A 20533-nucleotide genomic window follows, 5' to 3' on the forward strand; every position below is an offset into this window, starting at 1 on the left:
CGTATAAAAAGATTGGCAATAGGATAAACACGGGCAGGTAAGCGTTTATGGAAGCAACAACAGAGCTAAAGAAATGTCTGAAACCCCATTGGGTCTGGGCCATTGCGTTTGGATCTGCTATCGGCTGGGGGAGTTTTGTGCTTCCCACCGACTGGATTGCTGTTGCTGGCCCTATGGGGGCGATAATAGGGCTGTTGATTGGTGCCTTGCTGATGATGGTGATAGGCATCAGCTATGGTGAGCTTATCAAGCGGTATCCCGTCGCGGGGGGTGGGTTCTATTACGCGCATATTGCTTTCGGGCCGAAGCATGCCTTTTTCTGTGGTTGGTTCCTCACACTGGGTTATGTCGCCATTGTGGCACTGAATGCCTCGGCACTGGCCTTACTGGCCAAATTCGTTGTGCCTCAGGTGGCAACGTTTGGTGAAATGTACACAGTGGCGGGATGGAAAGTACATTTTGGCGAAGTGGCGATCGCCATAACTGCACTCGTGTTTTTTGCATGGTTGAATAAGCGTGGAGGTCAGCTGTCAGGAAAAAGCCAGTTCGTCTTCTGCTTACTGCTCATTTTTGGCGCTGTACTGGTCACGGTCGGAATGCTGCTATCGCCGGAGACCTCGCTTAAAAATATGCAGCCACTTTTTCAGCCTGATAAAGCAACTTGGTCTGCAATTTTTGCGATTGTAGCCATTGCGCCATGGGCCTATGTTGGGTTCGAAAGTGTCCCCCAGGTGGCAGAAGAATTTGATTTTCCACCTGCTAGGGCGTTGGCGTTGATCATTGCCGCACTCGCGATGGCGGTGCTGCACTACGCCTTGCTCATCGTGGCGACTTCGATTGCGATGCCTTGGCCTGAACTTGTCGCTCAGTCTCCTGAGTGGGGCACAGGAACCGTCGTCCAAGGTGTTCTGGGCAATATAGGACTCTTGTCTCTGGGCGTCGCACTTTTCATGGGAATCGCAACCGGTCTCAATGGGTTTTATCTTTCAACGAGCCGCCTGTTGCTTGCTCAGAGCCGCGAAGGCTATCTCCCCAAGGCTTTCTCACGTTTGCATCCCGTTTACCGAACGCCTGTGTCGGGGATATTCTTCACGTGTGCCCTTTGCTTAATTGCGCCTTGGTTTGGTCGTGAGGTGCTGCTGTGGATCGTGGATATGGCCTCGATCGGTATCGCTGTGGCGTACCTTTATACCTGTGCAGCTGCCTACAAGAGTCAAAAATGGACGGCCGACCGGGTACGAACAAGCGCTTTAGTGCCTATTAAGAAACTAATGTCATTGATCGGTATGATTAGTAGTCTTTTTTTCCTTGGGCTACTGATTATACCTTGGTCACCTGGTGCGCTTGGGCTCCCTTCCTGGGTAGCTCTAATGGTTTGGTCAGGTTTAGGCATCACTTTCTATTTCCACGGGGCGCAGCGACATGCCCGAAATGATCAGCACCGTTTCAAGGGTTCATGAGAACGTCGGGCTCAGTATTGGCTGATTTCGGTTTATTAATTGTGAAATCAGGGTTCTTCGTCACTTCACGTGGATTTGGCCTGATCGAATAGGCGGCCCACCGGGCTGCCAATCAGGTAGATCATGGCGATAAAGTTGGCCTCGTTCCGGTAGCCACGTGCCCGTGACCGAGCCGCTTGGAACAGACCATTCATTCCTTCCAGTCTTGCGTTCGTCAGTCCCGAGAGCCAGCGTCTGACCACCGCGTCGGCGTGCCAGCTCAAGCGTCGCCAGGGCTTTCCCCATCGGCTTCAGCAGTGGCTTTTCAGACACCGCCGCCTGCATGACCTTGAGGTAGTTCGTGATGCGCCACCGAGCCGCTCTGGGCGTTGGAGCCTTCTGGATCCAGCGTAGCTTCTCCTTGATCACCCAGGCATCGGCCGTGGCGCTCTGATCGGCCACCAACTCCTGGAGCGCCGAAAGCTGTTTGGGTGTCAGGTTCTTGTTATCCAGGTTCTTCAGCAGGGCCCAGCGCAGCGACTTGGGGTGCCCCTGCTCCCGGCGCTCTTTCTTGCGTACCTCGTCCAGCCGCTTGGTGAAGGTCTGTACGATATGGAACCAGTCGACCGTTACCTCGGCCTTGGGAAGGTGCTCGGTCACGCCGCTAAGGAAGGCTGGCGACATATCGCAGACGACCTCGACCACATTATTCGGGTCGCCGCCATGGGCCGCCAGGAAGGCGCTGAAAGCCTGGATGGCATCCTTGCCGCAGCCTGGGACGGCAAAGATAACCGGTTCCCGCTTGCGCTGCATGTCGAGGAACACCGTGACATAGCGATGACCGCGCCGGGAGGCGGTTTCGTCCACGCCGACCGTCACCACCTTGGACAGATCCAGTTCCCCCAACATGCGGCCAACGTAGTGGTGCACGATGCGCCATAGTCGTTTGTCGGAAATCTCCAACTGGCGGGAGACGGCCAGTACCGGCATCTCCTTGACCAGTGACATGGCCGCTTGCTCGAACAGCAGGGTAAAGTCGCTGCCCGGCCGGGCCCAGGGCACCTCTATGCGCTTGACGCCATGGTCAGGACACTTCGTGCGCGGCACGCGAGCATGCAGGTAACAGTGATGCTGAAAGAAGTTCAGATGCCGCCAGGTTTTGTCGGCAAAGTCATGAGCTTGGCAGGCCTTACCACATTCTGGGCAGGGATAGAGACTGCCTCGCTCCGCCTCGACATAGAGGTCCAGGCGGTGGGGCGACACGGCGGTATCCAGGTACTGGTTCTTGAGGATCCAGGGCGCTTCCAAGCCCAGGCCGAGTGTTAGAATCTGGGTGCCGTCCATGTCATACCTCCTGCCGCTGTGGAGGTCATATTCTGGCCCAGCTCAGGGGGCGAATTCCACACCCAACGTCGAAGAGCCTTTATTTCTTGACTAATCTTGCTAAATAGTTAATTAAAGTTTATAGGTGAGCGATCCTGCTAGGTCAGTTCTATCTGGCGATGAGCCTTGTAATGTGCTGAGAAATCTCTCTACATTTTTTAGAGGATGGCCATACGTATTGCAGCCTACCGAAATGGCGATCTCAACAGAGGGGAATGAGTTTAAATTTGACATTCTTAATGCCCCCGCTGCCCCACCATGATGTGGCGCTACTAGTATTAGCGGTTGTGAAGGCAAATTGGGTAAGACTGCGGAGTCAATTTTTGAGTAGTGGTGATCGCCCGTTAAGAGCGCTGTACGATTAGAGCCTACTACAGCAACTACAATTCCCGCTTGGTTGCGTGACTGGCCAGGTACAGCCCGATAAAAATGAAATGGGAGAGCAATATGATGTGGGCATAGTATAATCGTTCGCCCGGTGCCAGCTGGCCGTGGCGCTGGGGGAATAGCTCGAAGCGGAATGCTATGATGTTGAAGCAGTTGTATTGTGCGTTTATAGGTAGCTGTATCGGGGATTTGGCTAGGTACAGTGACTGAAGAGATGCAATTAAGGTCGGAAGGCCGCAATTCTAATAATGCGCGATAGTGGTCTACATCCCAATGGCTTATGGTGATTTGCCCAATACGGCCATCCCCAGCAAGATTCCGTGATGCCACAATGGCTTGCACTTGAGCTTGATTGAATAGTAAAGAAGCACCTATGTCATAAATAAAAAAATGATTTTTTGAGCGAATTTCATTCCAATTGCCTTGGCCACAGTTGATCACTACAAGCTCTAGCTCTCCGCGCGGTGGTAACCCTGAAAAACAGCCCATTCTGGGAATGGAAGCTTGCTGTGGTGAAGCTAAAAAAGGGGAGAAATCAATAGGTGGAGATCTACGAAATGTAATTTCAGCACGTATAATGCCACTGCCAGGTTCATCAGATTCAACCATTCGATATTCAGCATCGGCGAAAATATTTGGATCAACGTCATACCAAGCCCCTTCTCTCATTGATCTCCATGGCGGTGAGGCTACCTCAATAGTGAGCATTGATGCTTCGTTTCCATCGCTGCCCTGATGTTTAAATCGCTTTTCCAGCTCATGGATATCTTTAACTGAAGCGGTATCGACTAAAATGGTTTTCCTTGAAGTTCTGTGAGTTGGCCGGTATAGGTTTTCTTTTTCAACATAAAATAACATTAATTACCTTTGAATATTTTTCATTAAATGATGAGCCAAATAAATAGTGAGCTATAACGGCTGGCCTTACACGAGTATATGATCGAAAAAACTTATGCAATCTCATCGCAGCAGTAAAAGTCGCTGGTGGTATCAAGCAACAGCATCAACTTTAGCATAGGAGTGAGACCCAGCTTTTGGCTCTGATGTCATGCCGTAGTCAGTTAAGTTTAGGCAAAAGCCTGGGTCGATGGATGCGCCCACCACATAAGGCGTTTTTTTGCCGCACTTACTTGCCCATTCCCAAGCGCGATCAAAGCTGTCTACCCAGGAGTAGATGCGTAAGCGCCATTAAACCGCCCCACTTGCCCTAACCGTATTGAGCCACTTTTTTTGAAGCAGGCAGCTCTGCATTCCAGGGTAAGAGCGTTTCGAGTTGTTCGAGGGTAACTGCATCGGCGATGTGCGTCAGCACATGATGGATGTAAGCCGACGGCTCCAGTCCGTTGGCCTTGGCCGTTTCGATCAGTGAGTAACAGGTGGCGCTGGCTTTCGCGCCCTGCGAGGTATCGGCGAACAGCCAGGCTTTTCTTCCCAGAGCGAACGGGCGGATGGCATTCTCGGCACCCGCGTTGCTGATTTTCAGGTCGCCACGTTCGCAGTAGCCAATCAGGGTATCCCATTGGTTCAGGGTGTAATCCATCGCCTTGCGGGTGAGCGAGCCCTTCAGTACTTTGCTGGTGTTTTTATCCAGCCAGGCCTTGAAGGCATTCAGCAGCGGCAGGCTTTTTTCCTGGCGCACGCGATAGCGCTCGGCGTCGCTCAGTTCGTTCGCGGCTTTCTCGACGGCGTACAGTTTGCGGATGTGGCTGAGGGCCACATCGGCTTTCGATGGCTGGCCTTTTTTGCCCTTGGCTGGCGCAGCCCGGGAGGCTTCCACGAACTTGCGCCGGGCATGGTCCCAACAACCGATGTGTGTCAGGCCGTTTTCACGGCACGGATCTGCCCATAGCCGGAATAGCCATCGGCTTGCAGGATGCCCTGGAAGTCATCCAGCAGGCGCACCGGCACCTTGCCACCTCGTGATGGATCATACTCGAACAGCACCGAGGGTTTTCCCGGTGGACCACCCCGGGTCACCCACATCCACTTGTCCGATTGGGCTTTTTTGCCATCCTCCTTGAGCACCTGGATCCGGGTTTCATCGGCCTGCAGGTAGTCACTGCCGTTCTGGGTTTCACGTATCAGGGTCATCAGCGGTTTGAACACGTCGTTCAGGCGGATGATCCAGTGGGCCATGCTGGTGCGGCTCAGGTCATGACCCAGGCGCTTGAACATCTGCTCCTGCCGGTACAGTGGCAGGCCATCGGCGTACTTGGAAGTGATCAGGTAAGCCAGTAGTGACGGTGTGGCAATGCACTTGCCCAGTGGGTGCTTGGACCGGGCGGCCGCAATGACATGCTCTTGGCCGTCTTGTTCGAACACCGCCTTTTCCTGCCAGTACTCCAGGACTTTCAGTTGGGCCGGGATATACTCCAGCTCTTCTTTCACTTTGGTGAAGAAGGTCTTGCTGGCGCCGGCTTTCTCGTCGTCGCTGAGGGTCAGCTCAATACGCTCACGCAAGAGCGTGTCGGAGAAGCCGCGTTGGCGGCGCTTGCGGGAGCGAGGCGGCGCATCGGCTTCTTCCACATCCTCGGGGAGTTCGTCGCGTAGTTCGTCAATCGCCACTTCCAGCTCGGCTTCATCGAACAACACGATCTGGTTGGGCTGTTTTTCACTGCTTGCGGCGAACTGCTGGATCTTCTTGTGACGCAGCAGCTCTTCGAGAATGGCGATGTAATTGTCGCGACGCCGGAGGGCCTCATCATGCTGCTGCAACTGACTCTGCAGAGCCGCTTCTTTCGCGGCCAGTTGTTCCTGCAAATCGTTGATAACCGCCGCCATTTCAGCGGGCGAGAGACCGCTGAAATCGGGTGTTTTGGGCGTGTTATCAAGCGTTGTTTTCATGGCGAAATGATAGCAAAAACAACGCCCTGACACACTTAAAAAGTGCTACCCAACGCTCTCATAATGCAGGGTTTTATGGCCCTGCAGCAGGGTGATGTCGTAGCCGTCCAGCAACCAGTTGATCTGCTCGCCGTTCAACGGCATCAGCTCATCCGACGGGCCCGGCCATTTAAATTTTTCCTCGGCCAGGGACTTGTAGTAAAGCACAAAGCCGTTGTCTTCCCACATCAGGCACTTGATCTTGTTGCGCTGCCGATTGGTGAACGCATAAAGCGCTCCGGAGAACGGGCTGTGCCCCAGTTCCTGTTCAACCAGCAGGGCCAGGCCGTTGGCCTGCTTGCGGAAATCGACAGGCTGTCGATACAGGTAAATCTCCGGCAGGTCCCAGGAGGGGCGAAGGTACCGGTGGCGCATTACAGTTGCCTCAGCACGGCACCGAGCAACTCCACATTGCCAGCGTGCAGGCCGGTGATCGAGACGCCGCCGGGCAATGACACCGTTAATCCTTCTGACGACTCCGGACCAGGCACTGCCGATACCTTGGCAAAGCCGGGCGACGACACGGGTTGCTCCGGAAACGACGCCTCCGGTTCGGTCAGCTTTTTACGCCAATAAACAAAGCGGCAATAGGTTAGTGACTGCTGTTGGCAGTAGGCCATGCCGGACAAACCGGATGCCTGCCAGTCTTCGATACGTTGCTGCCAGAGCCGTCTGCGTTCGATGTGTGTCATGCTGATTCCTCCTGGTGTTTATGAGGAAATCAGTGTGGGCAATTTCAGGGCGGGGCTGTAGGTGCCGATTTACGGGCGCTTACCGTCTACTTGATGGTTATGGCACTGAGTGCGCGATTAATTTTGAATAGGTACTTAGCAAAGGGAATCGACGGTGGATACGACAGCTTTAACACTTGTGATTGCAATTGCAGCAATATGGTTCAGTCTTAACTGTGGCTTGCTGGTGGCATATTTATGGATGAAAGGGGATGGAGCAGGCACTCGCACCCGCGCTTCGCACCGTTCAGCCGTTTCCACCAAGGGGCAGGTTAACGTGGATGCTCCCGAGCTGGTGGATGAGAATGCCGGTGCATGGGGGCTGTTTGTGATGTTTGACGACCCTTCTATGGCCAGCAATGAGCGCCTAAGTATTGTGCTGGCGTCCTCCGGTGCAGTGTATGAGAGCAGCAGTAGAACGTTTACGCTAGCGGGTGATTCACCGCGTAACCCGCTGCTTATTTCTAATGCTTATCCGCCGGGCACGTTGCCCTCTTTCAACCAGGATAATGGTGATTTTCCGATAAAAGGCGTGACGGTGAAAATGATCAAAACATCACCGAATGCAACGCCGAACAAGCTGCAGCTAGTGCGTTTGGTGAAGCTAGCGAAAGAGCTCGCACGGATTGGCGGAACGGTCGTGGATGCTGAAAAGAAACCACTCACAGACGCCGGGTTTAAAGCGGTGATTGCTGGTAAAGCGAGGGTGTGAGGGCGGTTTTGGCACCTTGCCTGATCCCTGTTGATACCTCTGTTGATTGGCTAGCAAAACCGGGTTTCTCAAGCATCGACGGACACAGGTCCTCGCTGGGTTAAAACAACGGTGATGGTGGCTGATATGGCGCAATCGCTAGCAGGTGTTTAGGATCATTGGTCAAATTACTACGCGTCACGTTGATGCTAGGCAGGTCGTTCGTCCAGGCGAGGTGCTTTCACCCTTGACCTGATCGATCGCAAACGCGGTATAAAATCCATCTACCCATATTAAGTAAGTGTGCTGGCTTTGTGATGTGAGCCGATCTATTGAACTAATTTTTACACTGGACCCAGTGGCTATTCTATGACAATTGAAGATGACAACATAAGCCAGCCCAAGCAGGAGCTGTCTGAAACAGGTGAGCAAATTGGTATCGAGCTGGATGCAGACGAAGAGGTAATCGAGCCCTTTGATCCCAGTAAAATCACCATAGAGCAAAAAGCCGTACCTATGGACACTATTTTGCGGCGCTTGAAGCAAGGCACCTTGATACTGTCTCCTTCGTTTCAACGTAAAGAAGTTTGGAATGCCAGTAAAAAAAGCAGGCTGATAGAGTCCATCATGCTCAATATCCCCCTGCCCATGTTTTATGTGGCGGCAGATGACCTGGGCAAATGGGAAGTCGTTGATGGCTTGCAACGCTTATCAGCCATTCGGGACTTTTTGCATGGCGACAAAAATGGCGTTTTGCTGAAGCTCAAAGACCTGGAGTTTTTAAGCAAGCGCTTTGATGGCAAAACTTTCAGAGCCATCGAGAGCAATCCGGAAGATCAGAAGATCGTAAACACCCTGCTGGAAACAGAAATGCGTTTTACGATAATCAACCCTGGCACGCCCGAAGCGGTGAAGCGCAATATCTTCAAACGCATCAACACCGGCGGTATGCCGCTGACCGCTCAGGAAATCCGCCATGCCCTGTATGAAGGCCAGTCATCGCAATTGCTGCAAGAGCTGGTGGCATCCGATGAATTTATCAATGCGGTCGGGCGGCGCATAGATGATAGCCGCATGGGAGCCAGTGAACTGGTACTCAGGCTGCTAGCCTTTATGGTGATGGAAAGAAGCGCCTACAAATCTGGCATGGATGAATGGCTAAGCAACGCCATGCGCCTGATCAACGAATTTCCTCAACCCAGTGCTGATGCTATCAACGCTATTTTTAAAGACAGCGTACAACCGGTTATAAAAGTGCAAAGCCTGGAAGAGATTAAACAAAAGTTCAGCCTTGCCATGCAGCGGGCGGCTCAGCTTTTTGAAGGCCACGCCTTCAGAAAATCCCTGCCGGGAGATGAGCGAAAATCACCGATCAACAAATCCCTGTTTGAAGTCTGGGGCAACATCCTTGCTGAAATGCCCAGCGCTGAATTTAACCAGCTGATCTCAGAAAAAGAGCACTTGTTCGCAGAATATCAAACACTACTCAGCAAACAGGATTTTGTAAACGCCATCAGCCGCCATTCATCTTCACAAAAAGGCGTGCTCGATAGCTACCAGAGCGTGACCGAACTGATTCAAAACTTCTTAGGGAATGAGCATGATTAAGCGCCTTTCAATCACCAACTTCAAATCCGTAGTGAAGGAGTCACTAGATTTAGCGTCTTGTACACTGCTGGCAGGTTTAAATAGTAGTGGTAAAAGTTCAGTTATTCAGGCGCTCAGAATGCATAATGCTGCTCTTTCCGGCCAAGCGCCGCTTCTGGCAGGACACGGCGGGCTGGATGAGCTGCGCTCACACTTTTCAAACCCCAAAGAAAACATAGCAGTGGGTTTGCACTGGGAAGATGGCAAGAGCAGTGAGTTAATCCTTAACGACAACCACCTTGTCAGGCCAGATCAAGGCCCGGAATTTTTCTATGTCGGTGCAGACCGCCTGGGGCCGCAGCCTAATTTGCCAATAGCAGGAAGCTTGCTAAGCAGCCCCCATGTTGGAGATCGGGGTGAGTTTGTCTTTGACTTTATCACACGCCTGGTAGAACAAAACTATATACTTCCTGACTTGTTACGCCATGAAAATGCACAAAGTATGACCTTTGAACATGTGCTGCAAGGCTGGCTTTCCGAAATATCCCCCGACGTTAAGTTTACTTTCAACCGCCTTAAAAAAGCCGACATTACCCATGCTGAAGTCGATAGCTTTCGGCCAACCAACGTGGGCTTTGGCTTAAGTTATACGCTGCCCATCATTGCCGCCGCACTGGGTTCAGTGGCACGGCCTGTCAGTGAAAAGGGCAACGACCTATGGGTGTCCGAGTGGGAAACCCGTAAACAGGAGAATGGTGTCTTGCTGGTACTGGAAAATCCTGAAGCCCATCTGCACCCCAAAGGGCAAACAGCCATGGGGCGTTTGCTGGCACTATGTGCTGCCCAGGGTGTACAGCTGGTAGTGGAAACCCACAGTGAACATGTGATGGATGCCTTGCGTATTGCTATCAAAAATCAGGAAATAAGCAGCGCGCAGGTCAAGTTTCATTACTTTTCAAAAAGCAATGAATCACCCACTCGGGTGCAGTCACCAACACTGAGTGAAGACGGTAAACTGGATTACTGGCCGGAAGGTTTCTTTGATCAGACACTAAAAAACCGGGCTATTCTTGCCAAGAGAAGCTAATCAATGGATCTGATATTTTGCATCAATACCAACAGCTTTCCAGCATTAGATCAAAAAAGTGGGCAAGCCCAGTTTGATGATGTCATTCAGGGGGTATTGGCATTAGCAGGTGCTGGGCAATGGCGGTGCCAGTTTTACTACGATTCCAATGGTGAATCTTTACATACTCTGGAAATTGCCAAAGGCTTTACTTACGAAAACTTTGTTGAAGCTTCGGAGTCAGACCTTCAGCTTTTTTTGCTGGAGGTTGAAGACAAAAGCCCTGCGCTGGATGCTCTGAGTTCCGACCAGATAGAAGAAATGTCAGCTTACAGTTTCTATCTGCCGGGACAGGCAGTAGATCCGTACCCTGATGTATACGCCTTGGCTTGGGTTACTTCTGGCTATCTGTTGAGCCTTGCTACAGAACCTAAGTGGCAGAGTGACACAATAAAAATCTGTAAAGCAGATGAACACGGCAGGTTTGTTGATGACTACCTGCTGCTGAAAAATGTAGCGCAGAGAGAGGACGGGAAGTACCACTCAGATCAGCTTCACGCCATAGAGCTAGACAGAATTTTGTCTGATCATATCGCTTCGGATGAATTCAAGGAATGGTTTGCACAGATAGAAGCAGTCAACCAAAAAATAGTCGCAGAAAAACTGAAGCTAGCCGTAGAGAAGAGGTTTCAGGGCGGTAAACCATTGTTTGACAGTTTGAATAATAGCGATGCGCTCAGAGAAATACGCTGCTCAGCCTTTGCTGGCGGTGCCATCAGGATGATCTTCAAGCATCACGGCGAAGCGTGCTATGTGCTATTGATTGGCTTTATCAAACACAGCGATAACGAAGGTTATGCCAAGTACGTACCCATTGCTCAGAGGATATACAACGATTTAATTCAATGCTCCTGATTTTTTGTTCTTCACCTTTTTTCTTTTCATAGAACTCATCATGAAACGAGTGGCCTACCAGTACGTCATTCTGCGGGTTATGCCCTATGTTGAAACAAGCGAATTTGTTAAAATCGGTATTGTGCAGGCTGCCGGTAATGCGGCTTATTTCGGCTCCCAGCTGCAGGGTAAGCGCTACAAGCGGCTGACCGATTTCTTTTCAAGGGTCTGGGTAGCCGCACCTACAAGACGGCTATCCAGGCGATGAAAAACGAACTCACGCGTATCGAGCAACTGGCCACCAGCCAAACTGCATGGACCGATGGATTGTTTCAGAAACTAACACGCCCGCGTGAAACGCTGTTCCAGTTCAGTGACCCCGGCGTGGTATTGACGGATGATCCAGCCAAAACCTTGACCGATCTATACAAGCACTATTTTGAGCATCTTTTTGTGACACCGCAATACCCGGTATGAATAAGCGCTAAGTTGGAGTATGGGCTGATGGCTACTAATGATTGTAATCAATGGGCCGTTGTACGGCTGGTGACAGTGCAGAGAAAAGGGGAAGCGGGCAAGCTACTGTTTACCACTGTTACCGAATTGGCCCAAGGTAGGCCCGTGCCGACGGCTATGTGTGGTGTTGAGTGTCTCCGCCTTAAGGAAAATAAAGAAACGCTATTTTTCCGCCGAGTGATCCTGTCGAAAAATGATGCAATAAATTGGTACCAAACCTTAGGCGAGGGTGAAACATGCACTCCGGTTCCGACTCGACAGGAAGACCGTGAAAAAAAGTTGGATGGTGTGCCAATCCAAGTTTCAAAAATGGTAAGTGACCAGCCGTGGCCAATGCTAGGCCTGCCAATCAATGAAGATCTTTTTTCCCGACCTAACCAGCGCGCAATAGACCCTGCACCCTTTATTGGTAGTGTGCCTGGGCGCCTGCACCGGCGCTTCGGTGATCGCTCAGGCCTGGAAGCGTTCTTGGAGAATGAGGATGCCCAGGCGTTCGTGGCTCGGCGTATGCACATCGATCTGTTCGATTATCAAGAATATCTTGGTAGCGCGGTCTATATTTCACCGGATCCGGTCGTACAGCAAATTGATAATTTCATGGTGCCAGCCAAGGATGGACGCGGTGAGCGGATCATCTATCGGATCGTCCCGCGCCCTGGCCAGAACGTAAAGGGGCTTCGCCTCACGACGTTTGACAAGGAAGCCCGACTGCTCACCAGCTTCGAGACTCATGAAGTTCCAATTAATGGAATTTTGGAAGTGGAGAAGGGAACCTGCATGGGAGAGTATGGTTTCGTGGTGACTCACGATGAGCATGGTGTCCTCGCTTATCAGCCTTCTTCTTCCTTCCTGCGGCAAATGAATCTCGATATCCGTGTCTCTTCGGGGAGTAGCCGAAAAGTCAGAGTGCCTTCGAGTGATTCACCGACAGCTCCAGCTATAGATTACCAGGCGGCTATGGGCTCGGAGTTGGCGTCGAAATCTGCTATTGGGAAGGTCAGCACCCCCGGTCCAGGCGTACGCGTTGCTGTAGAGGCTAGAAAGAGGGAAAAACTGGCAGAGGCTAAGCATTATGGGCAGCGCTGGTTCGCCGAAGGTTCGCGTGAGGAGGCTATGTATTTTATTCAAAGCTTGCTTCGTGCCGCTCGCTCCAGAGTGATAATTGCCGACCCCTACCTAGGTGCCTTGCAACTGGGACAGTTCTTATATGCGGTGCATAGCGAGGTGAGCATAGCTCTGCTGACGACGAAGCTCGCATTCAAGCCTATGTGTAAGCAGAAGAATGTTGAAACCAAGCTCGGCTTATTGGAAGCGTTCAGGCACAGCCTTGAAGAACTGAACAAGTACCAAAAGTTGGTGCCGGATGTCAGGGTGATTTCCGCATCTAGCCTGCATGATCGTTTCTTGGTGGTTGACAACGATGTGTGGTTTGTTGGTAATTCGCTAAATAGCTTGGGTGAAAAAGCTTCGATGATCGTTAAATTGCCAAACCCTAGTGAAGTCATCGAACGTTTAGAAAGCTTAAGTACCAACGCTCCCTGCCTAAATGAACATATTAAAAAAACAGCTAAGACCAATACAGAGCGGGGGAGGAGTGAATAAGTTCAATTCTTCTCTGAAGCCGCCCCCGAGGCCGCCACGCCCCCACTTGGAGCGGGAAATTATGTGGGGGGGCGAGAGTGGCGGCAGTCATTTTTTTCCAAGAGAAATGGAAACCATCCGAACACGTAGGCGCTCATCTAACCCAAAACCTTTAGAAGCTTTTCGCATAGCGGTCGTGAATGCGGTGGAGCGAGTATGGGTTGTGGATGAGTACTTCTTGATGCCGGACCAAGGGAAACCGGATGATCGTATCCTGATGATCCTGGATTGGCTACATCCCGGTCTCGTCGCCAGCGATATCAGAATCCTCACGAAAGCACACGACGAAATCAATGAGGAGATGCTGCAATTGTTCCAGTTACGGGAGCGAGAAATAAATCAACTCCAGGCCCGGCGCCCCAAGCAATGTAGCATCCAGGTAAATACACGCCTCAAAGTGGGCTTTGATTTCATCCATGACCGCTTTGCTATCCTCGATGACGAACTCTGGCACTTCGGGGCTACTGTCGGCGGCTTCCATGCCAGCGTTAACGCTGCCAGTCGGGGGTGGTGTGCTATCGACTCGGGCGCCATCGAGTTTTTTGAGATGGCTTGGGACAAGTGCAAGGGGAAGTGACGATGCAGTGGATACGCGAACAAAACGCTGAACTTGACGAGTACCAAGTTTATGATAACAACTTCAAAACTCGCGACGATTTTCTTAATCTAATAGTGAAGACCGATAAAGACCAGCCTCATCTGATCGCTTCGCTGGCGGAGAGCCTCACGGCGGAAGGGTCGCCGGAGAACGAGTCGTTGCTGGAGCTTGTCCAGGAGCAGGTGGAGCTGCCGCTCGAAGCCGATATGCTGCTGACCGCGGCTTGTGCATGGGGGCTTTGGAGAAGCCCGGATATAGCAACTTGGCTCAAGGTTAAGGAAGTTGCGTACAACTCCTGGCATGTCGAACACTGGTTGAACGAGGCCATGTCAGCTTATGCTAAAAATAATCCCTGTGCCCGGGAGGCCTACGTTAATTTGGCGACGTTACTCTTCAAGGCGCTGGAAGCCGGGGAACTGAAGTCGGGCTCAAAGCGCAAGTACGAGGCGTTCGAAAGGGCTTGGTCGAATTGGCAAAATGCCGAATTCCCACTTGAAGAGATTTGGCGGGAGTTACCGGGCTCCGAATTCATAAATTATAAGGAGGAGATGCGAATCTTCGGCTTTATGTGTGAGTTTGCTCCGGAGGAACTTAGGGACTTGATTGCTGATTCAAATAATCCGCTTCTCGTAGATACAGCTCTGCTGAGTTCTGGAATTGGCGCATTCAGCCCACGCTTCGCCCAGTGGGCGACATACGTCAAATCGGCACCACTAGCCTTTAATCAGGACGGGAGCTGGAATGGCTCGTTATTGCTGCCATTGCTGCTGGTGCATGCGCGTAACGAACTGCTTGATCCTGGCAGACGGATTCCCCGTCACGGTGCCGATGAAACCGAGGTAACTTCGCTCACCAACCAAGTCACCAAGCTGATCCGAGCGGTAGTGGATATTCTCACCAGTCGAGAAGAAGCCACGGCGATGTTTGCCCGCTGGAGCATCTGGCTGATGCGACAAGTTCTGCATGAAAGAGAAAGCGAATTCAGTGATATTCGATCCCATGATTTCGTGGACAACGCCTTACTAGAAGCAATAGGAACGTCCATACAACAGAAGCAGCTGATCGAGAGGGCTCCTGAAGACGCCGCGCCATGGGAAGCCTGGTGTCATCAATGTGTATTATCGTATTTTGCCCATATGGGGTTCATCGATCCTCCGGCTTTCGAAAAATTTGCCAGCCAATGGCAGCTTACTCCAGAAAGCTGGCATGAACAGAAGGGGCGTGACTTACGGGGACGGGCTAATCTACATATTATTAGAGATAACATACCTAGTTTATCTGCGAACCTGCTGGTGTATCCCTTGGCGTCGATGGATGGTTTTTCGGCGAGCTGGCAGCAGCTTTGGGATAGTGCCTATTACCTGCGGGAAGTACTAGAGTTTGGTTCCGTGGATGCTGGGGAAAAATCCTACTCGGACCGAGCAGACGCCAGCCGTTTATTGCTGCTGTTGGGTTGCATGGGGTTGGCCTGCTTTGAGCAAGCTGCTGCTCGTCTTGATGCATCAGCGGACCATTTGGTAGAGGAATTGATCAGCTTGTATAGGTCGCTTACCTCGGCAGCCATGGAAGTATTGAATATAGATGATACTATCAATCGTGATAAGTGGCAGTCATTGCTGCAGCACCTTGCTCTGCGCCGGGTATACTGGGATGCCAGCTATACTTCTGAACATATAGCTGCGATATTCACTGGGCAAGAGACACCATCTATTCGGGACTTCTTGGACTGTTTCCAGTCAAACCCTGGTGACCTGATAATCTTCCTGCACGCGTGCATGCTCAATGAGCTGGATGCTTCAAAGTTACGTGAGGAATTACGGGGTGCCTCCGTCGACCTGGACGTCTGCGTGGACACGCTCAAACGGCTTAACGGGCTCCGGGACCGCAGGTACCCGATGGATAGCCGAGCTATCAAGGCTATTGAGCCACTTATGGGATGAAGCGAGAGGCTGTTGTCGTGCCCAAGGTGAGAAGTTAGCTCAGGCACCAGACGCCAAGTAATCGGCATACGCATACAAACTATCAGCGCTGGTCCGAAATGCCATAGTTGAACCTTGGCATCTCTCGCCGACCCTATCTGCCAGCGTAGTTGTCACCCAAAAAACGGATTGAGAGGTGATCAACGTGTGTTACCCCGCAGAGCGTAAGGAAGCCATCCTCAAGAAGATGGCGCCGCCCATGAACATGACCATCCCGGAATTAGCCGAACAGGAAGGCATCACCGCGACAACCCTCTATAATTGGCGGAAACAGGCCAGAGCACGAGGACAGGTTTTGCCATCACGTTCTACCCAGCCAGATCAGTGGACCAGCCAGGAGAAGTTCCAGATCGTCCTGGAGACAGCTCCGATGAACGAGGCTGAAGTCAGCGCCTACTGCCGCGAGCGCGGGCTCTACCCCGAGCAGGTGGAGGCCTGGCGGGATGCCTGCATGAACGCCAACGACGATGCGGCAGCGCAGGCCAAGCAGCTTCGACAGGCGCGTAAGGCGGAGCAGAAGCGGCTCCGTAAGCTGGAGCACGAACTGCACCGCAAGGACAAGGCCCTGGCCGAGACGGCGGCGCTGTTGGCCCTGTCAAAAATGGCCGAGGCGATCTGGGGCACGACCAACGACGAGGACGACTGACCAGCCTCCCGGATCGCCAGCGTATCGTGACCCTGGTGCAAGACGCCCAGCGTGACGGTGCTAGGCTGGCCAAGGCCTGTCAGGTGATGGGCATTAACGTGCGGACCTACTATCGCTGGGTCGCCAAAGGCTAGCGGTGTGCACAAGCCAAAGCGCAATCGCTCAATAGCAAAGCCATTGGGGACAGCCAGTGCAGCGAGCAATTCTGGCTAATGGCGGTCATGCAATTAATCGATCATTATCAGAACCTTGGTGGGGAGGGTGACCCGTTGGGAGCAATGCATGCAAATCTCCCAAATCGAAAATAGGCTGGTCGAGCGCAAAGCGCACTAGCATGCCTTGCACTAGAATCTCCTCTCCCCACGCGCGGCCGAATGCCTAGGTGCCGCAGCCCTTGGTTAAACCAGCTCGCGGTTTTCCGCGCGGGCCTGCTGCCGATCACGCCATACAGCGCGGCAGATCAGGGCCAGTACGCCCAATGTCAGTACGGGCCAAATCAGCACATAAAAACTGAAAAGCATGGTCATGGTCTTTGCCTCCTTAATTCGGTGCTGGCTAGGGCCTGCACCGCCTTTTGGTCAAATATTAAAAAAGTTCACAATCAGTGTTGGGCAGCCAGGCCCGCCGGCCTGCCTTCGGTAGGCTGGTCATCTGACTTCGCCGGGGAGAGGTCGTAGTTGCCTACGCGCTGGCCGATGGTGTCGAAATCGAAGCGCGCCTGACGGCTGGCCAGACTCATCACCACGCATACTAGGGTACTGGCGCCATAAGCGGTCAGCGAGGCTAGTAGCACGGTGTAGTCACGTAAGAAACCGGTCGCGAAAATCAGCGAGGCAACAAGGGTGAGAATGCCAGCGATGAAACCGGCCGCTTGGCCGAGAAAGCCAAACACCATCAGGCCTATGATAACGCCACCGCCGATGCAGGCGAGCAGCTCGAAAAATAACCCACCGGGGCCAGCAAGAGAGATCAACTCGAAGCGCGCAGCGCAGAACAGCACCATGGCGACAAGCACCGAGGTGGTAAAGGCGGCGTTGGTCACGCGGTTCCAGAAACAGCTAGCGATTACAGGGAAAACGATGGCGCCCCACAAGGCACCGACGAACACCAGCATGACCAGGATATCCAACGAAAAGCTGGCGAACACGATGCCTATTATCGTGGCGACGATCATAGTCAGACGCCCCACCAGCAGCATGCGCTTGGGATCGGCCCTGCCGCGGGCGATGTTCTTGCCATAGACATCAGCCATCATAATCGCCGATAGCGCGGAGAGGTCGGAGTCGGCGGTGGACGACAACGAGCCAATCACCAGGATGAAAAACAGCGCGATGAAGATGGGTGGCAGGTAGCCTGAGACCATTTGCGGAATCAGGTTGTTCATGTCGCCGTTGAGCGGCTCGACACCGAGGGTCAGCGCCATCAGGCCGATCATGCCCAACCCTATAACGATCGCCCCGTAACCTATGGTAGCGGTGAGGAAGGTGGGTTTAATGTGCTCTTCGTTCACAGCGAATAGGCGCTGGGAAATCGTCTGGTTGCCAATGGCGTAGGCCAGCACCGCGACGAAGAAGGGCGCGCCCTGATTGAGGATGGCGTCAGTGGAAAAGAAGTTGGTCTGCTCGACGCTAAGGTTGTCGAGACCGGCAACTAGCTCTGATGGGCCGCCCATGGCGAAGAACACCGCAGGAATAATCACGATGGCAATGGCCATGAGCGCCACCAGCTGGGCGAAGTCGGTTAGTACCGAGGCGCGAAAGCCCGACCACAAAGTATACAGCAGCACCCCGACTCCGGCGATGATCACCCCGGCCTGGAAGGAAAGTGGCGAGAGCACTGACACCAGCGCCCCGGCAGCGGTAAAGTTGACCATCAAGCTGATCACACTGCCCAGGACATTGGAAAGCGCTAGAATCAGCTGGCTGGAAGAACCATGTCGCGCATGAATCAGCTCGCCCAGGGTGTGGGCATTGGGGGCCAGCTTGCGAAAACGTCGACCGAAGGGGTAGATGAATAGGATCATCAGAGCCCCCCAGAGTCCGTAGTGTATGGGCCCTGATACGCCATAGGTATAGCCGGAAGTGGCCGCAGCATAGAAGGAGGCCGCCCAGATCCAGGTGGCGGTCATGCTAGCTGCACCGATCCCAAACCCTACGCGATGATTGGAAACCATGAAGGCGTCGGCATCCTCGTTCTTTTTGCGAATGCCGAGCGTCATTAGGTAGGTACCGCCATAAAAGGCAATCAGCAGCAAAACAACAGTCAGGGTCGAGAATTGATATAAAGACTCACTGTTCAAAAGCAATTCCTCTGTGGGTGGAACAAATACGCGCAAGGGCCGTCGCACGCAACATGCTGAACGCAGTGGCAACATGGCAGATCCGGCGCAGGGCGTGAGCGTTGCTTGGATGACAGACAGTCGGCTTGTTGGCGCAGAGCTCAGCCGCTGGCATTATCAAGACACGGCAAAAAGATGCCGAATGGGGGCATTAACCCCAAGCGGGGAGGTAGGGTGGCGGGCGGCGCGGCATGCAGCGGCCCTCATCCGAATAATGGCTCGACATGGATTCCCTCTTCTATCGATAGCGTCCGCATCGTGCGGAGAGTCGAAAGTGCCGGTGATCCAAACTGTGGTGAGGCAATACCAAGCGGAACCCTTGCGGGTGCCGATAATAGGGGTTGTATGTGGCTCAAGGCCAGTACCCCAGAGGAGCAATACCTTAAGGTTTACAGTGCAAAATGTCCAATTTACGTCCGATTAGTGGTCAATTGTCAGGTTTGTCAGAAAATAGCCTGGGAAAATCTTCCTCGTTGTGCCGCTGCTTGAGGAGGGCACTGTGGTGTCGCTATTCAGCCTAGGGGTTATCGATACTCGATAATCGCCGTTTTTTTACGGCGTGACTCCCTGTAGACATGGAAAATATTATTCGTGCGGGCAAATAGTTAGAGGCGATGCTTTTTAAGACGGTAGGCATAGGCTGCTCGCGTCATTCCTAGGCGCTGCGCTGCTGCAGTTATATTTCCGCCACTATCACTATTGGCGGCTTGAATTAGTGCTCTTTCTACCTCTTCTAATGTCATACCAGCGTCTAGTAGTGGTTGAATATGCTCTCGTGGAGATACGTTGCTGGAGTTGTCGTCAGATGTTGGTATGAGCATGCCCGTTTCATCTAGGCATTGAGCTTTCTCGCGCTCCAGTGTCGGGACGCGGTAATCACCAAACAATGCTTTTTCGGTAATATGTTTATTGTCAGCAGTGAGAATCACGCCTCGTTCGACGCAGTTCTTGAGTTCGCGTACGTTTCCCGGCCAGCGGTACTGGTACATGGCTGAACGAGCCTGATCGGAAAAGCCGAGTGTGCGGCGTTGATAGTGGTTTTCAAAGTGGCTGAGAAAGTGTTCCGCCAATGGCACGATGTCGTCAAGGCGCTGGTACAAGGGTGGCACACTTAATGTAAAGGCGTTAACCCGCCTCATTCACGAGGGTTCTGATCGGGCAGTCTGAAGCTACGTGCCATCGGCATTGCTCGTAAGGATCCGTATTTCCGGCGTGAGCGCCTGCTTCGTAATGCCCGAACACTGCGTTTCTTTCGCCGTTTTATAACCTCCAGGAATTAATCTCGACCTTCAAAGCAGCCGTGATCGCCGACCGCCGCTCCGGTCGCTCGCTTTCTGATGCTGTGGTGGTCTCGCAGGAGCGTCAGCTCAGTGCGGTCAGCTTCGGTAGCCCCTTAAGCAAGGTCGGCCACCACTTGTCGGCGGCGGCACCGAGGTGAACCGTGATGCGACGATGTCGATGGCTGTCAACGCCAGAGAAGGTCAGCATCCAGGCCCGATCGACAGGATGATACGTGCGGCGAAATTGATATCGTCTACCTAGCAGAAGCTCAACGGGGGTATTAACGCCCTCTACACCGATGCGATACGCATTGTAATAAATGGTGTTCCAATGCATAGCCGCCTTATTCACGGTTTCTAAGTCTGCAACATAATCGCTCGATGCGATGTTTTGTGTTGCAAGGGGTAAGGTGTGGACCTATGCCAGACCGTATGCTATTGGTTTTATAGAATTATCAGCCTTCGTGTGTGCCC

At 52.6% G+C, this 20533-nt stretch carries 19 protein-coding genes and 2 pseudogenes; 12 read left to right on the top strand and 9 right to left on the bottom strand.

What is annotated here, in order from left to right:
- Window positions 1-47 precede the first annotated feature (47 nt).
- Window positions 48-1460, top strand: a complete 1413-nt coding sequence (locus tag BMY49_RS11500) for an APC family permease (protein ID WP_089675618.1) — start codon at window positions 48-50, stop codon at window positions 1458-1460.
- Between the two features lie 65 nt (window positions 1461-1525).
- Here the strand turns inward: BMY49_RS11500 and BMY49_RS11505 are convergent.
- The 5 genes and pseudogenes from BMY49_RS11505 to tnpA form a co-directional block, all read right to left on the bottom strand.
- Window positions 1526-2783 (bottom strand): annotated as a pseudogene (locus BMY49_RS11505) (ISL3 family transposase).
- Between the two features lie 111 nt (window positions 2784-2894).
- Window positions 2895-4067 carry a ComEC/Rec2 family competence protein gene (locus tag BMY49_RS17230; protein ID WP_143058128.1) on the bottom strand — a complete coding sequence of 391 codons (1173 nt, stop codon included), beginning with the start codon at window positions 4065-4067 and terminating at the stop codon, window positions 2895-2897.
- Window positions 4068-4416: 349 nt separating this feature from the next.
- Window positions 4417-6053: pseudogene (gene tnpC, locus BMY49_RS11510) on the bottom strand (IS66 family transposase).
- A gap of 45 nt (window positions 6054-6098) precedes the next feature.
- Complete coding sequence (tnpB, locus tag BMY49_RS11515; protein WP_089675619.1) at window positions 6099-6467, bottom strand: IS66 family insertion sequence element accessory protein TnpB; 369 nt, start codon at window positions 6465-6467, stop codon at window positions 6099-6101.
- The gene (tnpA, locus tag BMY49_RS11520; protein WP_062374215.1) at window positions 6467-6784 is read right to left on the bottom strand and encodes an IS66 family insertion sequence element accessory protein TnpA; all 318 of its coding nucleotides are present in this window, start codon (window positions 6782-6784) and stop codon (window positions 6467-6469) included. The genes tnpB and tnpA overlap by 1 nt, the downstream gene beginning before the upstream one ends.
- Before the next feature lie 154 nt (window positions 6785-6938).
- Here tnpA and BMY49_RS11525 point away from each other — a divergent pair, with 154 nt between their 5' ends.
- The 11 genes from BMY49_RS11525 to BMY49_RS11575 all read left to right on the top strand — a co-directional run bounded on the left by BMY49_RS11525 (window position 6939) and on the right by BMY49_RS11575 (window position 16575).
- Window positions 6939-7535, top strand: coding sequence for a hypothetical protein (locus BMY49_RS11525; RefSeq protein ID WP_089675620.1), 597 nt, complete (start codon window positions 6939-6941; stop codon window positions 7533-7535).
- Between the two features lie 348 nt (window positions 7536-7883).
- The gene (locus BMY49_RS11530; RefSeq protein WP_089675621.1) at window positions 7884-9122 is read left to right on the top strand and encodes a DUF262 domain-containing protein; all 1239 of its coding nucleotides are present in this window, start codon (window positions 7884-7886) and stop codon (window positions 9120-9122) included.
- A complete protein-coding gene (locus tag BMY49_RS11535; RefSeq protein WP_089675622.1) occupies window positions 9115-10188 on the top strand; it encodes an AAA family ATPase in 1074 nt (357 codons plus the stop codon). Before BMY49_RS11530 ends, BMY49_RS11535 begins: the two co-directional genes overlap by 8 nt.
- 3 nt (window positions 10189-10191) lie before the next feature.
- The gene (locus BMY49_RS11540) at window positions 10192-11082 is read left to right on the top strand and encodes a type II toxin-antitoxin system RelE/ParE family toxin (RefSeq protein WP_089675623.1); all 891 of its coding nucleotides are present in this window, start codon (window positions 10192-10194) and stop codon (window positions 11080-11082) included.
- Between the two features lie 40 nt (window positions 11083-11122).
- A complete protein-coding gene (locus BMY49_RS18035) occupies window positions 11123-11329 on the top strand; it encodes a DUF3037 domain-containing protein (protein ID WP_143058129.1) in 207 nt (68 codons plus the stop codon).
- Entirely contained in the window at window positions 11326-11538 is a 213-nt protein-coding gene (locus BMY49_RS18040) for a DUF3037 domain-containing protein (protein WP_089675625.1), read from the top strand. Before BMY49_RS18035 ends, BMY49_RS18040 begins: the two co-directional genes overlap by 4 nt.
- A gap of 27 nt (window positions 11539-11565) precedes the next feature.
- The gene (locus BMY49_RS11555; protein ID WP_089675626.1) at window positions 11566-13179 is read left to right on the top strand and encodes a VPA1262 family N-terminal domain-containing protein; all 1614 of its coding nucleotides are present in this window, start codon (window positions 11566-11568) and stop codon (window positions 13177-13179) included.
- A gap of 175 nt (window positions 13180-13354) precedes the next feature.
- On the top strand, window positions 13355-13795 hold the full coding sequence (locus tag BMY49_RS11560; protein ID WP_208596192.1) for a hypothetical protein: 441 nt from the start codon (window positions 13355-13357) through the stop codon (window positions 13793-13795).
- Window positions 13796-13797: 2 nt separating this feature from the next.
- Complete coding sequence (locus tag BMY49_RS11565) at window positions 13798-15756, top strand: hypothetical protein (RefSeq protein WP_089675628.1); 1959 nt, start codon at window positions 13798-13800, stop codon at window positions 15754-15756.
- A 184-nt stretch (window positions 15757-15940) separates the two neighbouring features.
- Complete coding sequence (locus BMY49_RS11570) at window positions 15941-16441, top strand: transposase (protein WP_276325984.1); 501 nt, start codon at window positions 15941-15943, stop codon at window positions 16439-16441.
- A complete protein-coding gene (locus BMY49_RS11575; protein ID WP_276325985.1) occupies window positions 16438-16575 on the top strand; it encodes a helix-turn-helix domain-containing protein in 138 nt (45 codons plus the stop codon). Before BMY49_RS11570 ends, BMY49_RS11575 begins: the two co-directional genes overlap by 4 nt.
- Window positions 16576-16839: 264 nt before the next feature.
- Here BMY49_RS11575 and BMY49_RS17870 read toward each other — a convergent pair whose 3' ends face one another.
- The 4 genes from BMY49_RS17870 to BMY49_RS11590 all read right to left on the bottom strand — a co-directional run bounded on the left by BMY49_RS17870 (window position 16840) and on the right by BMY49_RS11590 (window position 20396).
- Window positions 16840-16968 (bottom strand): putative transporter small subunit, encoded by a 129-nt coding sequence (locus tag BMY49_RS17870; RefSeq protein WP_212715306.1) that lies wholly within the window; start codon window positions 16966-16968, stop codon window positions 16840-16842.
- A 74-nt stretch (window positions 16969-17042) separates the two neighbouring features.
- The gene (locus tag BMY49_RS11580) at window positions 17043-18740 is read right to left on the bottom strand and encodes a sodium:solute symporter family protein (RefSeq protein ID WP_089675631.1); all 1698 of its coding nucleotides are present in this window, start codon (window positions 18738-18740) and stop codon (window positions 17043-17045) included.
- 644 nt (window positions 18741-19384) lie between these two features.
- Window positions 19385-19879 (bottom strand): AAA-type ATPase lid domain-containing protein, encoded by a 495-nt coding sequence (locus BMY49_RS11585; protein ID WP_167359372.1) that lies wholly within the window; start codon window positions 19877-19879, stop codon window positions 19385-19387.
- A 262-nt stretch (window positions 19880-20141) separates the two neighbouring features.
- Window positions 20142-20396, bottom strand: coding sequence for a hypothetical protein (locus BMY49_RS11590; protein ID WP_089675633.1), 255 nt, complete (start codon window positions 20394-20396; stop codon window positions 20142-20144).
- Between the last annotated feature and the right edge of the window lie 137 nt (window positions 20397-20533).

Source organism: Vreelandella aquamarina (assembly GCF_900110265.1).
In the GTDB taxonomy this organism is placed as follows: Bacteria; Pseudomonadota; Gammaproteobacteria; order Pseudomonadales; family Halomonadaceae; genus Vreelandella; species Vreelandella aquamarina.